A 17052-nucleotide genomic window follows, 5' to 3' on the forward strand; every position below is an offset into this window, starting at 1 on the left:
ACTTTAGCTGCCCGGCCGTCCTTACCCGCGCGGCTTGATTTTATCACGCAGCGACTTGAGGTTCTCCAGCGCCGCGTTAAGCGTCTCGTCTCGCTTGGCAAAGTGGAAACGAATCAGATGGTTGACGGGCTCACGGAAGAAGCTCGATCCGGGAACAGCGCCCACGCTCACCTTAGACGCGAGGTCCTCGCAGAATTCGAGGTCGCTGTCATAGCCAAACTCAGAGATGTCCAGCATGACGTAGTAGGCGCCCTGCGGCACGTTATGCTCAAGACCGATGCTGTCGAGTCCCTGGCAGAACAGGTCGCGTTTGGCGGTATAGAGGTCAAGGACCTCATCGTAATAGCTGTCGTCGAAATTAAGGGCGGTAACGACGGCCTCTTGCAGGGGAGCGGCGGCGCCCACGGTGAGGAAGTCGTGGACCTTCTTGATGCGCTCGGTAATCTCGGCCGGGGTGATAGTGTAGCCCAGACGCCAGCCAGTGATGGAGTAGGTCTTGGACAGCGAGCTGCAGCTGATGGTGCGCTCAAACATGCCGGGCAGCGTGGCCATATAGACGTGCTCGTGGGGCGCGTAGACGATGTGCTCGTAGACCTCGTCGGTGATGCAGTAGGTGTCGTACTTTTTGCAGAGGTCGGCGATAAAGGTGAGCTCCTCGCGCGTGAAGACCTTGCCGCAGGGGTTGGAAGGGTTGCACAGGACGATTGCCTTGGGGTCGTTGTCGCGGAAGGCCGCCTCGAGGACCTCACGGTCGAAGTCAAAGTTGGGCGGGTTGAGCGGCACATAGATGGGCTCGGCCCCCGAGAGAATGGTGTCTGCGCCGTAGTTCTCGTAGAACGGCGAGAAAGTGACAACCTTGTCGCCGGGGTTCGTGACCGTCATCATGGCGGCCATCATGGCCTCGGTGGAGCCGCAGGTGACTACGATATTCTCGTTGGGGTTCACCGGCATGCCCATAAAGTGCTCCTGTTTGGCGGCGAGCGCCTCGCGCATGGCCTGGGAGCCCCAGGTGATGGAGTACTGGTGATAGAGCGGCTTGGGGTCGGCGGCAACGGTGCTCAGGCTATCGAGCAGCTGCGCCGGGGGATCGAAGTCGGGGAAGCCCTGCGACAGGTTGACGGCGCCATACTTGTTGGAGATGCGCGTCATACGGCGGATGACGGAATCGGTAAACGTTGCCGTGCGGTTGGAGAGTTCTTTCATGCCGGTCCTTTCGAGCATTTGCAGTGGGGCAAGTTTACTCCTATGAAACCGGTGGGATTTGCTCGAAATGGTCTCGAAAAACTCTTTTCAAAATTCTTGAAAATTGGGGCTTGCATCGCGTGGCGTTCCTTGCAATAATAGTCGAGCGCGAAGCGCACAGGACACGGTGGGTGTAGCTCAGTTGGCTAGAGCGACGGGTTGTGGTCCCGTAGGTCGAGGGTTCGAGTCCCTTTACCCACCCCAGTTCTTGCTTCGTGTTGATATCGGGTCGTTAGCTCAGTTGGTAGAGCAGGGGACTCTTAATCCCAAGGTCCAGGGTTCGACCCCCTGACGGCCCACCACACGATATCTCCTCTAAAGTCCGCCATAACGGACTTTAGCTTTGGGTCGTTAGCTCAGTTGGTAGAGCAGGGGACTCTTAATCCCAAGGTCCAGGGTTCGACCCCCTGACGGCCCACCCAAAGCATGGTAAAGCGACTGGCTTAGGCTGGTCGCTTTTTTGTTAACCTCGCATGGGGTCGAACCCGTCGGGGCGCGGAGCTGAGGAAATGCGTAAGCATTTACCAGCGTAGCGCGCAAGGCGCAAAGCGCCGTAGCGGCCGCCTGCAAAGCAGGCTGACCCCCTGAGGGCCCGCCAAAGCAAGTTAAGACGGTCAACGAAAGTTGGCCGTCTTTTTTGTTGACCACGCATGGGGTCGAACCCGAAAGGGCGCGGCCGCTTTCACAGATCGAACCTACCCTGGGGATCGGTAAAACCGTCAGTACCCTCCTTGAGTTTCTTCTCGTCTGCCTTCACACGACGCTCGAGCTTTTTTGTATCCTCGGCAGGCGGTAGGTTCTCGGGGACAATTCCGCGGTCGATGAGGCTGCCACGCACGCTTGTATTGTTCTCGACGTGCTCTTGCTTGATCTGGTCCAGACCGTACAGGTCGTGTTCCTCGGCGTTGAAGGCCGTCATCGAGTTCGTAAGGTCCTTTGCTTTGATGAAGACATCGGCTAACCTGTCCGCCAATGCCGCGCTCTTGGGTACGCCGAGCTGCTGCTTCATTTCCGCCGTGCTTCTGCCGCCGAATAACGCTTCATCGCCCTTCGACTTGATGATCGCGAATCCTTTGGAGTCTACGCCGCGTTTGAACGCATTACCCGAGAGCTGTTTCTCTGAATCGGATAGCGAGTGGCGCGCCTGCAAGCGCTGAATCTCTGCGAAGCGCTGCTCTATGAGCTCTTGGCGGCGCGTCTGCACGGCAAAGTATGCCTGCGCGAGCGCGATCTCCGGCTTGTTTGGATCTCCGTTTTGGGTGATTAAATAGCATGCGTAGCGCGTAAGTTAGTAGTCTTTAACCGCGCGAGCGGCGACACCGGCAGTTACCATTTTCGTGGTGTCACGAAAATGGGAATCAACTGGAGTTTTGTTTGTTTCGCACGAGACTTTTGCCCTCTTAACAACTTCGGCGAAGTTCTCCCATCGAGTGTACCCCATGGGTTCCATTAAATCGCGTGCGAGCCAATATTCAACGCCGTCTTCCACATTGGCGTAGCTATCAAGTTCGACACGCCACTTCTCGATATCTCTACTGTCCATATCGCCTCCTCGCTGGTCTATTGTCTATGCGGGCTTTGCCCACTCTGTATTCAGAATAAGGATACGCTGCCGTGTGGACACGAATGGGCTCTGCGCCACTTCGAGCTCGCGGGGCCCATAGATATCGATTAGTTGTGTTCTGCTTTAGATGGGTGTCAGTTTAATTCGCTCGATAGTGCGATCCGAGACTTTCGGTTCGCTTACGCATGGCTTTGACCATTTCCTGTGCTAGTTGAATCTGCGATTGCAGGCGGGCGAGGGCTGCGACTTCGCTGTCCTGGGCTTTCTGTGTGCTCAAGGTCGTTGCCTCTGTCTTCAAGCCCTCAAGCTCGTGTAGTGCCTCGGATAGGCCCGTCTCGGTGCGGTTGATCATGCAATAGGTGCTCATCGTGTGTTTAAGGCTGCGTGTCAGGTGTTCGGCGTCTGTTGTGGCAATGCCGTACTGGGGGAGGGTGATATCCGCCTTCAGGGCCGCCTCAGGCTCTTTCTGCGCTGCAAGGGCTGCCGATGCGCCCGCGATGCGTCCGAATACGATGCCGTTGGCGCTTGACAAGCCACCAATGCGGTCGGCGCCGTGCATGCCGCCTGTCGCCTCGCCGCAAGCGTAGAGGCCCTCAACGCCCGTGTGCGCGGTCTTATCGATCTTGATGCCTCCGTTAGCGGCGTGGGCATACATCGCAACGCGCATCTCGTCAGTCGGGGCGATGCCGTGCTCGTCTTGCAGCCAGGTGGCAAAGGTCTGCACAAACTCTGGGACATCCTCGCGGGGGAAGTCGTAGTGGAGTGCCAGGCCTTCGGCACCAGCCTGATCGATGACGAGATCGATAGCCCGGGAGGCTAAGCGTGACGTGAAGGGACCATATCCAGAGCGTTGCTCGAGCAGGTCGTCTAGCTTGTCATCGGCAATATCTGCCGGCTGGTCGAACTTGACATAGCGCCAGGTTTTCTCGTTGAAGACCAGGTTGCGCTTGGGCTCGATGAAGCCGGGCATCATTTGCATGAACTCTATATTGGTAAGCGATGCGCCGTGCGCCAGTGCGATGGCCTGCGAGGAGCTGAGTACATCAGCCGACGTAAGGCTGCGCTCGAACAGGCCGCCTGTGCCACCGGCTGCGATGATCGTGGCCTTGGCAGCAAAGGGCACGATTCGATCTTCGGTGAGGTCGTAGAGCACGGTTCCGATGATTCTGCCGTTCGTGTCCTCAACAAGGTCGATAAGCTCATGGCGGGGGAGCAGGCGAATACCGAGCGACTCGATCCGGGTCGTCAGAGCGTCCTCAAGCGACTTGCGGGTGAGGCCGCGCCACATGCGCGTCTTGTGGTCAAAGCAGGGGATAAACTGCTTTTGCTGAGCGCTCTCAGCGCTTTGCGGACGCTGGAGCTCAACGCCCAGGTCTTGCTCGAGCCATTCAATTGCCTGGGGAATGCCGTGGACAAATGTCTGGACAAGCTCGGGGTCGGCGACGCCGCCACCGACGGTCTGGATGGTGTCGATGAGGTCCTGCTCGTCGTCTTCGTCGACGGGACCGATGAGGCCGAGGCCCCAGGTACCCGGGAAGAAGCTCGATCCACTCATAGTCTTGCCGGCGCTTGCCACAGCGACGGTTGTGCCCGTGCGTGCCGCTTCGATGGCGGCACAAAGGCCCGCAATGCCAGATCCAATTACCAGTACATCAGTCGATTCCATCGGATTCCTTTCTCGTCCGGCGCATTGTCGCACGGGTGATCGGCAATGGGGCCGCAAAGACCCGGCAAATCGGTAAAGGGTAAATATGGCAGGTGGGCGTCATGGACGCTCTGACGCTCCATCTCTTCACATCTCGTATTTCGCCCCAGCTGATATACCGGCATTAGCTACCCTGCGCCAGCGCAAACAAAAAGAGCCGCTACCTCGAAAGGTAGCGACTCCAAAGCTCAACTATATGAGCATCGCGCGGGCGCGATTAGGCCTTGAGGGCCTCCTCGACGGCGACAGCGCAGGCGACGGTGGCACCGACCATGGGGTTGTTGCCCATGCCGATGAGACCCATCATGTCGACGTGCGCAGGCACGGAGGAAGAACCGGCGAACTGGGCGTCGGAGTGCATGCGGCCCATGGTGTCGGTCATGCCGTAAGAGGCAGGGCCGGCGCCCATGTTGTCCGGGTGCAGGGTACGGCCAGTGCCGCCACCAGAAGCGACGGAGAAGTACTTCTTGCCAGCCTCGAGGCGCTCCTTCTTGTAGGTGCCAGCGACGGGGTGCTGGAAGCGCGTGGGGTTGGTGGAGTTACCGGTGATCGAGATGTCGACGTTCTCGTGCCACATGATGGCAACGCCCTCGCGGACGTCGTCGGCGCCGTAGCAGTTGACGGCGGCGCGGGGACCATCGGAGTAGGGGATGGTCTCGACGACCTTGAGCTCGCCCGTGAAGTAGTCGAACTGGGTCTTCACATAGGTGAAGCCGTTGATGCGGGCGATGATCTGAGCAGCGTCCTTGCCCAGACCGTTGAGAATAACGCGCAGCGGCTTCTTACGAGCCTTGTTGGCGTTCAGAGCCAGGCCGATAGCGCCCTCAGCGGCAGCGAAGGACTCGTGACCGGCCAGGAAGGCGAAGCACTCGGTGTCGTCGGAGAGCAGCATAGCGCCCAGGTTGCCGTGGCCCAGACCGACCTTGCGGTCCTCGGCGACGGAGCCGGGAACGGTGAAGGCCTGGATGCCCTCGCCGATGATGGCGGCAGCCTCAGAAGCGGACTTGGCGCCACGCTTGACAGCGAGAGCGCAACCGAGGGTGTAGGCCCACTCGGCGTTCTGGAAGGCGATGGACTGGGTGTTGTTGACGATCTCACGCGGGTTGAAGCCCTTGTCGGTGCAGATCTGCAGAGCTTCCTCGAGGGAGGCGATGCCGTTGTCGGCGAGGCACTTGTTGATCTTGTCAGCGCGGCGCTCGTAACCTTCGAACGTAACAGTCATAGTTATTTCCCTCCCTTTCTACTCGTGAACCGGGAACACGCTGGCGACGGAGTGAGTCTCCTCGTCGGTGCGCGGGTCGATGTACTTGGCAGCGTTCTCCCACTGACCATAGTGGCCCATAGCGCCAGCGATGGCCTCCTCGGGGGTCTTGCCGGCCTTGACGGCGTCGGTGAACTTGCCGAGGTTCAGGAACTCGAATGCGATGATCTCGTTCTTGTCGTTGAGAGCCATGCGGGTGACGTAGCCCTGAGCGAGCTCGAGGTAACGAGCGCCCTTGGCCTTGGTGCCGAACATGGTGCCGACCTGAGAGCGAAGGCCCTTGCCGAGGTCGTCGAGGGAGGCGCCCACGGGCAGGCCGCCCTCGGAGAACGCGGTCTGGCTGCGGCCGTAAACGATCTGCAGGAAGATCTCGCGCATAGCAACGTTGATGGCGTCGCAGACGAGGTCGGTGTTGAGGGCCTCGAGGATGGTCTTACCGGGAAGGATCTCGGAAGCCATGGCGGCAGAGTGGGTCATGCCCGAGCAGCCGATGGTCTCAACGAGGGCCTCCTCGATGATGCCGTCCTTGACGTTCAGCGTGAGCTTGCAGGCGCCCTGCTGAGGTGCGCACCAACCCACACCGTGCGTAAGACCGGAGATGTCGGAAATCTCCTTAGCCTGGACCCACTTGCCCTCCTCGGGGATGGGTGCGGGGCCGTGGTATGCACCCTTGGCAACGGGGCACATGTTCTCCACTTCCTGTGAGTACTGCATGCCTCTCCTCTCTATCGTGTTGGCGTCCCGTCTGGGGGTCGTGGCTGGCGATTGCCGGGCGACCCTTCGAAAGGGACATGACATGCAGCCCCTATAATACCGCGAAATGCACGGAATATTCGGCGAACGGCTCAGTTTTCGTAGCGAGAAGTCCGGAAGTTTTAATTGAAACGGTTTAACTCTATGTTCTGTGGTCGTGAACTTCCGTAGAGGGGGTCCGTCTTGGGCAAGCTATTGGTCAGCTCTTGTAAGCATTGCGGGGGTTGACCTGTTGCAACGATGCCGTTCGCCGCCTGATTACTGCCTTTGGCCGCGCGAGTGTATTGTTTTGCGTGAATGTTTTGATGGCACGCTTCAATCGTGCTGTATTGGATGGCAAGCAGATCCCGGCGAAGGGAGCGCCATGCAGCGCGTTTGGAGAACGGTTACCGGCTTTTACCATGTCTGTGCCCGCGGTACGGGCAAGCAGCTCATCTTTGAGGGCGATGAGGACCGGTGGGAGTTTTTGGAGCTGATGCGCGAGTGCTGCCGCGAGGAGGGTGTGACGGTTATCGCTTGGTGCCTTATGGGCAATCACGTGCATTTGGTGCTTGCAGATTACGAGGACAGGATGAGCGCGGCGATGCACCGGCTGCTTTTGACGTACGCGCGGCGGTTCAATAAACGCACGAGGCGCACAGGCCATCTGTTCCAGAACCGTTTTGACCGGCGCTCGCTCGATACCGACTGGCAGGTGATGGAGGCTATTCGCTCCGTACACGCCGATCCGCAGGAGGCGGGCGTTAGCCTAATCGAGCGTTATCCCTGGAGTAGCTTTGCGGAGCATTTGTGCGCTTACGACGGTGACGCGGCTGATGTCGCGAGGGGATTTTCTGATCCTTCTTGCGTGCTTGAGCTTTTTGGTTCTGCCGAGGGCTTTATTGCCTATTCGCTTTCGACGCCCGACGGCAGCAAGCCAGCGCTGTGCGATATGAAAGAGACAGAGTGGGAACGCAATGCCTTTGCCGGCAAGTTGGCGAAGAGTCTCGGGGTTCCGCTCAACGGGGTTAAAACTGCACCGCCGGCGCAGCGCGATACTGTTATTGTTGGATTGAACAATGCCGGCTTTACGGTGCGCCAGATTGAGCGGTATACCGGGATTGGCAAAAGTACCGTCTCTCGTATCGTGCGCGCCCGCGCGCGAACGGCGATGCGGGCTGGCGGAAACGTGATGTAAGGTCGCCTTTTCACCGCAGCTGGGGTCGTCCATACGCCGCAACCAGCGTTCAAAAGCTTGGTGAGGTAACTGCACTTCTTAATATGCATAGAACAATCGCCATCTTGCATAAAATAACGGCTCAGTCCGGGTTTGCCCGTGCCTACCCCCGTCTGCGTCGTGCAAAAAACGGAGTTTTCAGCATCGTGGTGCTGTCGGCACCGACGCAATCTTGCAACATGCGGACCCCGAAGCTATTGATCCCTGCCGTTGCGCCCCCGAAGCACGTGTCTGCGTCCCGTCAGACCGCGATGCTTGTTCTAAACACAATATATATGCGCCTGAAGATGTTGATTAACGCTTTCGATGCGTATACACACAGCTTGGCGTGCTGAATACTCGCAAAAATGCACGCCGCTCCCTATGGGACCCGTCTGCGGCAGGCGCGAAGCGAGCCGGAGCTTCGCAGAACGGGGCTTGGCGCATTGCTTGGCGGGCCCGGGGCCCTGCCGCAGGCCTTTGGTGCTGTGGAAAACGCCCGTGTTCGCGTCTGGCTGTGTGGCAAATGTCAGACGGGGCGCCGGACGCGCGGACTTTGTGCCACCGCGCTCATTAGGTAAAAACAGAGCCGCCCGTATCGGGCGGCTCGGCAATTAAAACCCTTGGATTCGGGGCATAAGCTACTGGTTTGTTTGCCCCTCGAGCATGCCGTCGAGGGTGCGCCAGGCGAGCTCGGCGCATTTGACGCGGGCGGGCATGTGCGAGATGTCCTGGAGCTGGGCGGCTTCGTCCAGGTCTTCCAGGTCGTCCTCGGAGAGCTTCTCGCCGCGGATCATGGCGAGGAAGAGTCCCGCCAAGCGACGCGCCTCCTCGACGGTCTCGCCGGTGATGAGGTCGGCCATGATGTCGGCGCTGGCCTGGCTTATGGCGCAGCCGTGCCCGGTAAACGAGGCTTCCTCGATTACATCGTTCTCGACACGCAGCTGCAAGGTGAGCTCGTCTCCGCAGCTGGGGTTGATACCGTCGTGCTCGTGCGTGGGAGCATCCATCTCGTACTTATAGTCGGGGTGCGAGTTGTGCTCCATAAACGTGGTGGAGGTGTACAGATTACCCATTGAACGTGCTCCAAACGTGATGCAGGCCGGCGACGAACTTGTCGATGTCGGCCTTGTCGTTGTAGAAGGCCACGCTGGCGCGGCAGCAGGCAAGGTTCTCGACGCCCAGCCAGGTGAGCAGCGGCTGCGCGCAGTGGTGGCCGGCGCGGATGCAGACGCCGTCCATGTCCATGATGCTCGCGACGTCGTGCGGGTGAATTCCCTTGACGTTAAAGCTCACAACGCCGTGGTGGTTGTCCCAGTAGATGGAACCGATGATTTGGACAAAGTCGAGCTGCATGAGCTCGCCCATCAGATAGTGGACGAGTGCCTGCTCGCGTGCCTGGATGTTTTCGTAGCCAACCGTGTTGACGAGGTAGTCGAGTGCCGCACCCGTGGCGAATATGCCGGCGGCGTCCTGCGTGCCGGCCTCGAACTTCTCGGGGACGGGCGCCCAGACGGCGTCCTGCTCGGTGACCGAATCGATCATCTCGCCGCCGGTGAGCATGGGCGGCATGGCGTTGAGCAGGTCCATCTTGCCCCACAGCACGCCGATGCCCATGGGGCCCATGGCCTTGTGCGCGCTAAAGGCAAAGAAGTCGGCGCCCAGGTCGGCCACGTTGACCGGCATGTGCGGCAGCGACTGCGCACCGTCGACGACCAGGTAGCCGCCGTACTTGTGCACGAGTTTGCCGAGGTTCTTGACCGGGTTCTCGACGCCCAGCACGTTGGAGACCTGGCCCACGGCCAGGATCTTGGTCTTGGGACCAACCTTGGCAAGAACTTCCTCGGTGGTGAGCTGGCCGGTCTTGGTGGGGTAGAGGTAGACGAGCTTGGCGCCGGTCTCGCGGCAGACCTGCTGCCACGGAATCAGGTTGGAGTGGTGCTCCATGATGGTAATGACGACCTCGTCACCGGGCTCGAGCACCGTGGGTGCAAAGCTCTTGGCGACCAGGTTGAGCGACTCGCTCGTGTTGCGGGTGAAGACGACCTCGTTGGCCTGGGCGGCGCCGATGAGGTCGGCGATCTGTTGGCGGACCTTCGCGATGGCGTCGGTGGCCTCGACGGACAGCGAGTACAGGCCGCGCAGGGGGTTGGCGTTCATGCGCTGATAGAAGTCGCGTTCGGCGTCGAGCACACAGGCAGGGCGCTGCGCGGTGGCGGCGCTATCGAGGAAGGCGATCTCGGGGTGCTGCTGGAACAGCGGGAACTGGCCCTTGTAGGGGTTGGTCTCGATGTCCACAGTGGGCCAGCCGCGCGAAGCCTCGTCGCTGGCGTCGAGCTCCATGGGCTCGGGGGCGGTGCAGGTATCGCATTTAACGTGCTCGGTGTCGATCATGCGAGCTCCTCTTCAAAGTTATCGATCAGGTTGTTGCCCAGGCGGACGACGGCGGCGCGGGTGCGCTCGTCGGTGGCGGAAAGCGCGGCGTCCTCCAGCTTGGCGCGGATGAACAGGTCCTCGGCGGCGTTTTGGTCAAGGCCGCGGCAGGCGAGGTAGAACAGCTGCTCGTCGCGGACGTGACCGATGGTGGCGCCGTGGTTGCCGGCGACGTCGTCCTCGTCGCAGAGAATGACGGGAATGGTCTTGTTGTCGACGCCCTTGTTGGCCAAAAGCACCGTCTCGCGCTCGGTGCCGGTTGCACCCTTGCAGCCGTGCACAAGGTCGATGGTGCCACGGTAGACCTTCTTGGACGTGCCGGTCAGCACGCCGTTGGCGTCGATCTCGCACTCGGTCTTGCGACCGCGGTGGCGCAGCTCGTAGTTAAAGTCGCGCACCTGCTCGCGGGCGCCAAGGTAGTCAGTATCGATGGTGACCTTGGCGGTATCGCCCAACAGATCGCCGGCAAGGCCGGTGGCGCTGGCGCCGGCACCCAGGACGGTGTGTTGCACGTTGACGCGCGCGCCCTCGTCCAGGAACAGGCCGGTGTCGTCGAGTGCGATCCAGCTATCGTCGAGCGTCTGCGTGCAGGCCACGTTGACGGTGGCGTACTCGTGGGCGCACACGCGCAGCACGGATCCCACGACGCCCTCGCCGGCAACGGGGGAGTCCAGGGCGATCTGCAGGTCGAGCGTTGCCTGCGGACGGGCGACGACATCGATGGCGGCGATGGCCGCGGCAGTGTCGACGCCATTCACGCGCGCGGTAACCGTGGCGTGCTTGTATGCGGGCACATCGATGACGACGCGCTTGGTGGCGTGGTCGGCCAGGTAGGTGTAGGCAGCCTCGCCCATGCCAGTCTCGAAGGCCTCAGCGGGGGAGAGCTCCTCCTCCAGCTTAATGGCACCGGCCTGGTAGACGGAGGTGGCGGGCACGTCGAGCTCGGTCTCGGGCGTGATGCGGGCGCGGTCGGCGGCATCGCCGGGCGCGGAGGCGCGGCGCTCGGGGAAGCGCTCGGCCATGGCGTCCATGGCGGCGTCGAACGCGTCTGCCACGCCAGCAAACTGCTCGTCCAAGCCCTCAACCTTAACGGTCTCGGCGGGAGCGGCAGCAAGCTCGTCAGAGAGCTCGAGCTTGGTCTGATTCATCTTCAGCCAACCCCAAGTGGCGGCCGGCATAGCGTTGACCTGCTCAAGGGTGGTAGCAGCGGTGATCGTGGTCTGATTCATTATCCGATCGCTCCTTCCATCTCGAGCTTGATCAGGTTGTTCATCTCGACGGCGTACTCCAGCGGCAACTCCTTGGAGACCGGGTTGGCAAAGCCGTTGACGATCATGGTGCGGGCCTCTTCCTCCGAGATGCCGCGGCTCATCAGGTAGAACACCTTGTCGTCGCCGATACGACCGATGGTGGCCTCGTGGCCGATGTCGACGTTCTTGGCGCGGATGTCCATGGCCGGAATAGTGTCGGAGCGGCTCTGGTCGTCGAGCATCAGCGACTGGCAGCTCACGGTTGCCTTGGAGCCCTCGGCCTTGGGCGTGGCCACGATAGAGCTGCGGAAGGTCTGGATGCCGCCGCTCTTGGAGATGCCCTTGGTCTCGACGGTCGCTGAGGTCTCGGGCGCGTTGAGTACGACCTTGCAGCCGGTATCGAGGTTCTGGCCGGCGCCGGCAAAGGTGATGCCGGTAAAGCTCGAGCGAGCGCGACGGCCGTTGAGCACGCTCATGGGGTAGAGGTAGCCCACGTGGCTGCCGAAGGAGCCGCTGATCCACTCGATGTCGCCATCCTCGTCCACGCGCGCACGCTTGGTGTTGAGGTTATACATGTTCTTGGACCAGTTCTCGATGGTCGAGTAGCGCAGGTGCGCACGCTTGCCCACAAAGAGCTCCACAGCGCCGGCATGGAGGTTGGCCACGTTGTACTTGGGCGCGGAGCAGCCCTCGATAAAGTGCAGGTCGGCGTCGTCCTCGACGATGATGAGCGTGTGCTCAAACTGGCCGGCGCCCTTGGCGTTGAGGCGGAAGTAGCTCTGCAGCGGGAAGTCGAGCTTGGTGCCCTTGGGCACGTAGACAAACGAGCCGCCCGACCATACGGCGCCGTGCAGGGCCGCAAACTTGTGATCGGTGGGCGGGATGAGCGTCATAAACTTCTCGTGGATGAGCGGCTCCCACTGCGGATCGTGCAGGGCCTCCTCGATGCCGGAGTAGACGATACCCATCTTGGATGCGGTGTCCTGCATGTTGTGGTAGACGAGCTCGGAGTCGTACTGCGCGCCGACGCCCGCCAGGTAGCTGCGCTCGGCATCGGGGATACCCAGGCGCTCAAAGGTGTTCTTGATGTCGTCGGGCACCGACTCCCAGTCGTGCTTTTGGTCGGTGTTGGGCTTGACGTAGGTGACGATGTTGTCCATGTCCAGACCCTCGATGGAGGGGCCCCACGTCGGGTCGGGGAAGCGATTGAAGATCTCGAGGGACTTGAGGCGCAGGTCGAGCATCCACTGCGGCTCGTCCTTCTTGGCGCTGATCTCGCGCACGATGTCGGGCGTGATGCCGGCGTCGAGGCGCTCGAATCCCTCCTCGCCATAGGTGAAGTCGTAGAGGCTGCGGTCGATGTCCGCGACCTCGGTGCGGTTCTTGGTCATTGCGTCGCCCCTTTACGCCTGCTGCTCGGCAACGGCGGACTCGGCCTGGGCGCGCTGCTCGGCGGCCTCGCGCTCGAAGGTCTCAAAGCCGTTCTTGTCGATCCAGGGGATCAGCGAGGCGTCGTCCTCGCGTACGATGTGGCCCTTGACCATAACGTGGACGCGGTCGACATCCAGGTGCTCCAGGATACGCGTGTTGTGCGTGATGATGAGCATGGAGCCGTCGCAGCTCTTGCGGTAGGCGTCCATGCCGTGGCTGACGGTGGAAAGCGCGTCGACGTCCAGACCAGAGTCGGTCTCGTCCAAGATGGCGAGCTTGGGCTGCAGCAGCAGAAGCTGGAGCATCTCGACCTTCTTTTTCTCGCCGCCCGAGAAGCCCACGCCCAGCTCGCGGTTGAGGTAGGCGGTATCCATGTTGAGCTCGGCCGCGAGCTCCTTGACGCGACGGCGGAACTCCTTGCCTTTCATCTCCAGGCCGGGGCGGCCGGCGATGCTGGCGCGCAAAAAGCTCGACAGCGGCACGCCCGGAATCTCGACCGGGGCCTGGAAGCTCAGGAACAGGCCGGCGCGCGAGCGCTTGTCGGTGGTGAGCTCGGTGATGTCCTGGCCGTCAAAGACGATACGGCCGTCGTTGACCGTGTAGACGGGGTCGCCCATGACCAGGTGGCCGAGGGTGGACTTGCCGGCGCCGTTGGGTCCCATCAGCACGTGGGTCTCGCCGGCGGCGACGTTGAGGTTGACGTTGTGGAGGATAGTCTTCTCGTCCACGGAGGCGGTCAGACCTTCGATGGAAAGCAGCGGATTTGCGCTCATGCTGTCCCTCTCTGTATATGGTGTACTCATAGGTGTACTAAACCCTAGGAATCTTCTCGGAATAAAGTTACTATGGGTTCGGCGTTAGTCAAGGGAAAACCCGACTAATCCACTCGACTTTTCAAATTCTGGGACAAAATAACCTGTTGTGTTTGTCCCATTTACTTAAGATTTGGGACAAACAAAGCTGGTTATGTTGTCCCAGATGCGATGGGAGGGTAGGTATGCTCATTTCTTCTAAGGGCCGCTATGCCCTCCGGCTGATGATCTATATCGCAGCGCTTGGTGACGCCGAGGGCAAGATTGCCCTGCGCGAGGTCGCCGACCGCGAGCATATCTCGCAAAAGTATCTGGAGCAGCTGGTCCGTCCGCTCATGAAGGCGGGCCTGCTTAAAAGCGTGCGCGGCAAGGGCGGTGGCTACATGATGGCCAAGGACCCCGCCGAGGTGCGTGCCGGCGACATCCTGCGTGCCGTCGAGGGCAGCACGGCTCCGGTGGCGTGCGATGGCATCGACAACAGCTGCGCCCGCAGCGACCTGTGTTCCACCGTCAAGTTCTGGCGCGGCTTGGACGAGGTCATCGAGAACTATGTTGACGGCGTAACGCTGGCCGACTTGGCCGCCGTTCCCGAAATCAACTTTGACATTAAGCTGTAGGGCTGCAAATGGCATCTCTCGACAAGGTGTGCAAACAAATCGAAGTTTTTGCTCGGGAATGTGACGCCGAGAAGGTTGTGCTGTTTGGTTCTCGTGCTCGAGGCGACAACTTACCCAAGAGCGATATTGACATCGCCGTAGCAGGTTGTCGGGATTTCGGCCGTTTCTCATATTTGATCGAGGAGCGTCTTGATACTCTTTTAGATGTAGATGTCGTCAATCTCGACGAGTCCTTGTCGCAGCAATTGCTCGATGAAATTGCCAGGGATGGTGTGATTCTGTATGAAAAAATATGAGAACTTTGCCAGTGCCTTGGCGAATCTTGAGGATGCGCCCAATCAGGATCTCAACAATGATTTTGTTCAGAGTGGATTGATTAATAAGTTCAATCTTCAATTTGAACTGAGCTGGAAGCTCCTTAAGCGTCTGCTCGAGTATGAGGGTGCCACGCTTGCCGCGTCGGGGTCTCCTCGTGCCATCTTGAAGGAGTCGTACCGATTCTATGACTTTATTGATGAGGCGGCCTGGCTAGATATGCTCAGAGACCGCAATACGAACGTCCATATCTATGACAACAAGCTCGCTCAAGATTTGATTCAGCGCATCTTGAACGTCTATATTCCCGCTTTCTGTCAGTTGAGGGACGGGCTGATGGAGCGATACGGCGAGCTTCTGATGGCGCCCGACGACCAGTTTGTTTAATTCCTTAAGATTTCGCGGAGGGTTGTTGCCGTTTACCGAGGGTTTGTTGTGTAACAACGGGCGAGCTGCAATACTTATTTTTATCTTTGCAAACTGAACTTTAACTACACCAATGCAGGGAGGATCTTATGCAGCCCAAGCATTCTGCTATTGTCGCGGGCCTGACGCTGGCACTTTCGTTTGGCGCCGTTTCCGCGCCGGCACCCGCCGCTGCCGAGGAGCCCACGCCGGGCGTTGCCTCGGATGCCACCGATATCGATAAGGGCCTTTACACCCAACAGTCCTTCTCGGGCGTGTTGAGGTCGGTTCAGGGTGTCTCGTTTGTCAACGTGACTCCCGAGATGAAGTACTTTACCAAGTACGAGAGCCATGGCAACTACAACCAGGGCTTTTCGTATGGCGACGGCTACAACGCGCTGGGTTATTACCAGTTCGACCGTCGTTGGTCGCTCATCCCGTTTATGAAGCAGGCCTACAACTACAACCCCGAAAAATACTGCATGCTCAAGGATGCGATTGATCGCGGCAGCGAGATTTCCAACACGAGCAATGCCATGTACGAGAACGGCCAGCTCACCGAGCTGGGCCATATCGCGCAGGATGCCTTCCAAGGTGCTTATAACACCGATCCTGCTGAGTTTTCGGCTCTGCAGGATGCGTATGCGTACAACTCGTACTATGCGGTGACCGAGGCGTGGCTTAAGAGCGCTCTTGGCATTGACATCTCCGGCCGCGCCGATTGCGTCAAGGGCATGGTGTGGAGCATCACCAACATGTGCGGCACCGGTGGCTGCAGAGACTTCTTCCGCTGGGCGAATCTTTCCAACGATATGTCCGACCGCGAGTTTGTGACGGCGCTCTCCAATAGCGTGGTCAACAATGTCGCCACCAAGTTTTCAAGTCAGCCCCAGTATCATGAGGGCTGGAAGAATCGTTATAAGAATGAGCTGAAGGACTGCTTGGTTTTTATCGCCGAGGATGAGGCTGCCGCTGCGACGCCCGTGCAGCCCGAGCCTACGCCGGTGCCCTCGCCGACACCTGATTCGAATGACGACTCGAGTGACGACGCCAACGATGACAGGATGGATGCGCCCTCGACCGATGCTGACGGTAATGGCTCTGCTGGTGGCACTACCAACGACGGCTCTACCTCGAACGGCTCCGATTCGAACGGCTCTGCTGCGGGTGATTCGTCTCCAAGCTCTGCCGGCAATACGGACAGCGACGCTTCTGGTTCGACCGACGCTGGCACCTCTAACTCATCTACCGGCTCGAGCGATTCGTCCGTTGACACCGGCTCTAACAACGGCTCCGGCTCTGACACGACCCCTGATTCCGATGCTTCCAAGGACGACTCGAATAAGGCGCCGGACGCTCCCGTTGCTTCGCCGGACAAGAAGCCTTCTTTCTCCGAGCAGCTTGGTTCTACGCTGGGTTCTTCGCTGATGGCTGGCGTCAATAACGGCTCGGCCCAGAACAAGGACAACTCTGATCAGGTTTCCACGGAAAAGACCGAAGCCGCAAAGGGCGACTCCAAGGACAAGGCTTCCGAGAAGGCTGAATCCGATAAGGGTCCTAGCTCTGATGAGAAGGGCGACAAGTCCGGTCAGAAGAAGGACGAGAGCAAGACCGAGGGCGAAAAGAAACAGCCCGAAGACGACGACAAGAGCGGTGCTGACAACCAAGTCCAAGAGCAAAATGACTCCAAGACGGTGACCACTACAACCACGACGACTACAACGACCAAGTCATCTGGCGGTAACATGCCCAAGACGGGCGACCTTATCGTTATGGCGAGCCTTGCCAGTGCAAGCTTGGCCACGCTGGGTGCCACGTCTATTGTGAGTGGCAAGCATAAGCTCGATCAGCAAAAGAAGGCTGCTGGGGAGGACGACTCGGGGGAGTAGGCTCTCAGTTGCCGGATAACTAAATAGTCGGGACGGGGTCCGGTGCGAATGCATCGGGCCCCGTTTTGTTGTGCAACGATTAGTTATGCCCCCTCACACCTCTTGTTGCTACCGTTGCCCGATATGTTCGCGCGGCGTCGTCGGTACGCGCGAGGCGGTCATTACAATTGGCATCGTGCA

16 protein-coding genes and 3 tRNA genes are annotated in these 17052 nt (G+C 59.8%); 8 read left to right on the forward strand and 11 right to left on the reverse strand.

Going from position 1 to position 17052, the window contains the following annotated elements; all coding sequences use genetic code 11:
* Positions 1–21: 21 nt before the first annotated feature.
* Positions 22–1203, reverse strand: a complete 1182-nt coding sequence (locus PMX60_RS00940) for a pyridoxal phosphate-dependent aminotransferase (protein WP_271746567.1) — start codon at positions 1201–1203, stop codon at positions 22–24.
* Between the two features lie 166 nt (positions 1204–1369).
* Here PMX60_RS00940 and PMX60_RS00945 point away from each other — a divergent pair.
* The 3 genes from PMX60_RS00945 (at position 1370) to PMX60_RS00955 (ending at position 1660) form a co-directional block, all read left to right on the forward strand.
* Positions 1370–1446: transfer RNA gene (locus tag PMX60_RS00945), tRNA-His, on the forward strand.
* A 22-nt stretch (positions 1447–1468) separates the two neighbouring features.
* Positions 1469–1544, forward strand: a tRNA-Lys gene (locus PMX60_RS00950).
* 43 nt (positions 1545–1587) lie between these two features.
* Positions 1588–1660 (forward strand) — tRNA-Lys (locus PMX60_RS00955).
* Positions 1661–1924: 264 nt separating this feature from the next.
* On the opposite strand, the gene PMX60_RS00960 is transcribed toward PMX60_RS00955, so the two are convergent.
* The 5 genes from PMX60_RS00960 to PMX60_RS00980 form a co-directional block, all read right to left on the reverse strand.
* Positions 1925–2251, reverse strand: coding sequence for a hypothetical protein (locus PMX60_RS00960; protein WP_271746568.1), 327 nt, complete (start codon positions 2249–2251; stop codon positions 1925–1927).
* 279 nt (positions 2252–2530) lie between these two features.
* Entirely contained in the window at positions 2531–2785 is a 255-nt protein-coding gene (locus PMX60_RS00965; RefSeq protein ID WP_271746569.1) for a BRO family protein, read from the reverse strand.
* A 160-nt stretch (positions 2786–2945) separates the two neighbouring features.
* A complete protein-coding gene (locus PMX60_RS00970; RefSeq protein WP_271746570.1) occupies positions 2946–4472 on the reverse strand; it encodes an FAD-binding protein in 1527 nt (508 codons plus the stop codon).
* 256 nt (positions 4473–4728) lie between these two features.
* A complete protein-coding gene (locus PMX60_RS00975; protein ID WP_006235553.1) occupies positions 4729–5733 on the reverse strand; it encodes a GGGtGRT protein in 1005 nt (334 codons plus the stop codon).
* Between the two features lie 18 nt (positions 5734–5751).
* A complete protein-coding gene (locus tag PMX60_RS00980) occupies positions 5752–6486 on the reverse strand; it encodes an iron-sulfur cluster assembly scaffold protein (RefSeq protein ID WP_006235554.1) in 735 nt (244 codons plus the stop codon).
* A 403-nt stretch (positions 6487–6889) separates the two neighbouring features.
* On the opposite strand from PMX60_RS00980, the gene PMX60_RS00985 reads away from it, so the two are divergent.
* Positions 6890–7702, forward strand: coding sequence for a transposase (locus tag PMX60_RS00985; RefSeq protein ID WP_138375175.1), 813 nt, complete (start codon positions 6890–6892; stop codon positions 7700–7702).
* Positions 7703–8361: 659 nt separating this feature from the next.
* Here PMX60_RS00985 and sufU read toward each other — a convergent pair.
* The 5 genes from sufU to sufC are packed head-to-tail and all read right to left on the reverse strand — an operon-like array spanning position 8362 to position 13607.
* Positions 8362–8796, reverse strand: coding sequence for a Fe-S cluster assembly sulfur transfer protein SufU (gene sufU, locus PMX60_RS00990; protein WP_006235557.1), 435 nt, complete (start codon positions 8794–8796; stop codon positions 8362–8364).
* Positions 8789–10114, reverse strand: a complete 1326-nt coding sequence (locus tag PMX60_RS00995; RefSeq protein ID WP_271746571.1) for an aminotransferase class V-fold PLP-dependent enzyme — start codon at positions 10112–10114, stop codon at positions 8789–8791. Before PMX60_RS00995 ends, sufU begins: the two co-directional genes overlap by 8 nt.
* Positions 10111–11382, reverse strand: a complete 1272-nt coding sequence (locus tag PMX60_RS01000; RefSeq protein WP_271746572.1) for a SufB/SufD family protein — start codon at positions 11380–11382, stop codon at positions 10111–10113. Before PMX60_RS01000 ends, PMX60_RS00995 begins: the two co-directional genes overlap by 4 nt.
* Entirely contained in the window at positions 11382–12794 is a 1413-nt protein-coding gene (gene sufB / locus PMX60_RS01005; protein ID WP_055252286.1) for a Fe-S cluster assembly protein SufB, read from the reverse strand. Before sufB ends, PMX60_RS01000 begins: the two co-directional genes overlap by 1 nt.
* 12 nt (positions 12795–12806) lie before the next feature.
* Positions 12807–13607 (reverse strand): Fe-S cluster assembly ATPase SufC, encoded by an 801-nt coding sequence (gene sufC, locus PMX60_RS01010; RefSeq protein ID WP_138340653.1) that lies wholly within the window; start codon positions 13605–13607, stop codon positions 12807–12809.
* A gap of 224 nt (positions 13608–13831) precedes the next feature.
* Here sufC and PMX60_RS01015 point away from each other — a divergent pair, with 224 nt between their 5' ends.
* From PMX60_RS01015 to PMX60_RS01030, 4 genes are all read left to right on the forward strand, one after another.
* Positions 13832–14263, forward strand: a complete 432-nt coding sequence (locus tag PMX60_RS01015) for an RrF2 family transcriptional regulator (protein WP_022094822.1) — start codon at positions 13832–13834, stop codon at positions 14261–14263.
* An 8-nt stretch (positions 14264–14271) separates the two neighbouring features.
* On the forward strand, positions 14272–14559 hold the full coding sequence (locus PMX60_RS01020) for a nucleotidyltransferase family protein (protein WP_271746573.1): 288 nt from the start codon (positions 14272–14274) through the stop codon (positions 14557–14559).
* Positions 14546–14965 (forward strand): HI0074 family nucleotidyltransferase substrate-binding subunit, encoded by a 420-nt coding sequence (locus PMX60_RS01025; RefSeq protein ID WP_138375172.1) that lies wholly within the window; start codon positions 14546–14548, stop codon positions 14963–14965. The genes PMX60_RS01020 and PMX60_RS01025 overlap by 14 nt, the downstream gene beginning before the upstream one ends.
* 128 nt (positions 14966–15093) lie before the next feature.
* Positions 15094–16872 (forward strand): VgrG-related protein, encoded by a 1779-nt coding sequence (locus PMX60_RS01030; RefSeq protein WP_271746574.1) that lies wholly within the window; start codon positions 15094–15096, stop codon positions 16870–16872.
* Positions 16873–17052: the final 180 nt, after the last annotated feature.

Origin of the sequence: Collinsella aerofaciens (genome assembly GCF_028206995.1) — a bacterium.
Lineage (GTDB): Bacteria > Actinomycetota > Coriobacteriia > Coriobacteriales > Coriobacteriaceae > Collinsella > Collinsella aerofaciens_AQ.

Bases quoted from the DNA above. Each gene is read 5' to 3' on its own strand.
- PMX60_RS00995 (WP_271746571.1), bottom strand. From the start codon at position 10,114: ATGATCGACACCGAGCACGTTAAATGCGATACCTGCACCGCCCCCGAG.
- PMX60_RS01000 (WP_271746572.1), bottom strand. From the start codon at position 11,382: ATGAATCAGACCACGATCACCGCTGCTACCACCCTTGAGCAGGTCAAC.
- PMX60_RS00940 (WP_271746567.1), bottom strand. From the start codon at position 1,203: ATGAAAGAACTCTCCAACCGCACGGCAACGTTTACCGATTCCGTCATC.
- PMX60_RS00975 (WP_006235553.1), bottom strand. From the start codon at position 5,733: ATGACTGTTACGTTCGAAGGTTACGAGCGCCGCGCTGACAAGATCAAC.
- PMX60_RS00980 (WP_006235554.1), bottom strand. From the start codon at position 6,486: ATGCAGTACTCACAGGAAGTGGAGAACATGTGCCCCGTTGCCAAGGGT.
- PMX60_RS00985 (WP_138375175.1), top strand. From the start codon at position 6,890: ATGCAGCGCGTTTGGAGAACGGTTACCGGCTTTTACCATGTCTGTGCC.
- PMX60_RS01030 (WP_271746574.1), top strand. From the start codon at position 15,094: ATGCAGCCCAAGCATTCTGCTATTGTCGCGGGCCTGACGCTGGCACTT.
- PMX60_RS00970 (WP_271746570.1), bottom strand. From the start codon at position 4,472: ATGGAATCGACTGATGTACTGGTAATTGGATCTGGCATTGCGGGCCTT.
- PMX60_RS01025 (WP_138375172.1), top strand. From the start codon at position 14,546: ATGAAAAAATATGAGAACTTTGCCAGTGCCTTGGCGAATCTTGAGGAT.
- sufC (WP_138340653.1), bottom strand. From the start codon at position 13,607: ATGAGCGCAAATCCGCTGCTTTCCATCGAAGGTCTGACCGCCTCCGTG.
- sufU (WP_006235557.1), bottom strand. From the start codon at position 8,796: ATGGGTAATCTGTACACCTCCACCACGTTTATGGAGCACAACTCGCAC.
- PMX60_RS00960 (WP_271746568.1), bottom strand. From the start codon at position 2,251: ATGAAGCAGCAGCTCGGCGTACCCAAGAGCGCGGCATTGGCGGACAGG.
- PMX60_RS00965 (WP_271746569.1), bottom strand. From the start codon at position 2,785: ATGGACAGTAGAGATATCGAGAAGTGGCGTGTCGAACTTGATAGCTAC.
- sufB (WP_055252286.1), bottom strand. From the start codon at position 12,794: ATGACCAAGAACCGCACCGAGGTCGCGGACATCGACCGCAGCCTCTAC.
- PMX60_RS01020 (WP_271746573.1), top strand. From the start codon at position 14,272: ATGGCATCTCTCGACAAGGTGTGCAAACAAATCGAAGTTTTTGCTCGG.
- PMX60_RS01015 (WP_022094822.1), top strand. From the start codon at position 13,832: ATGCTCATTTCTTCTAAGGGCCGCTATGCCCTCCGGCTGATGATCTAT.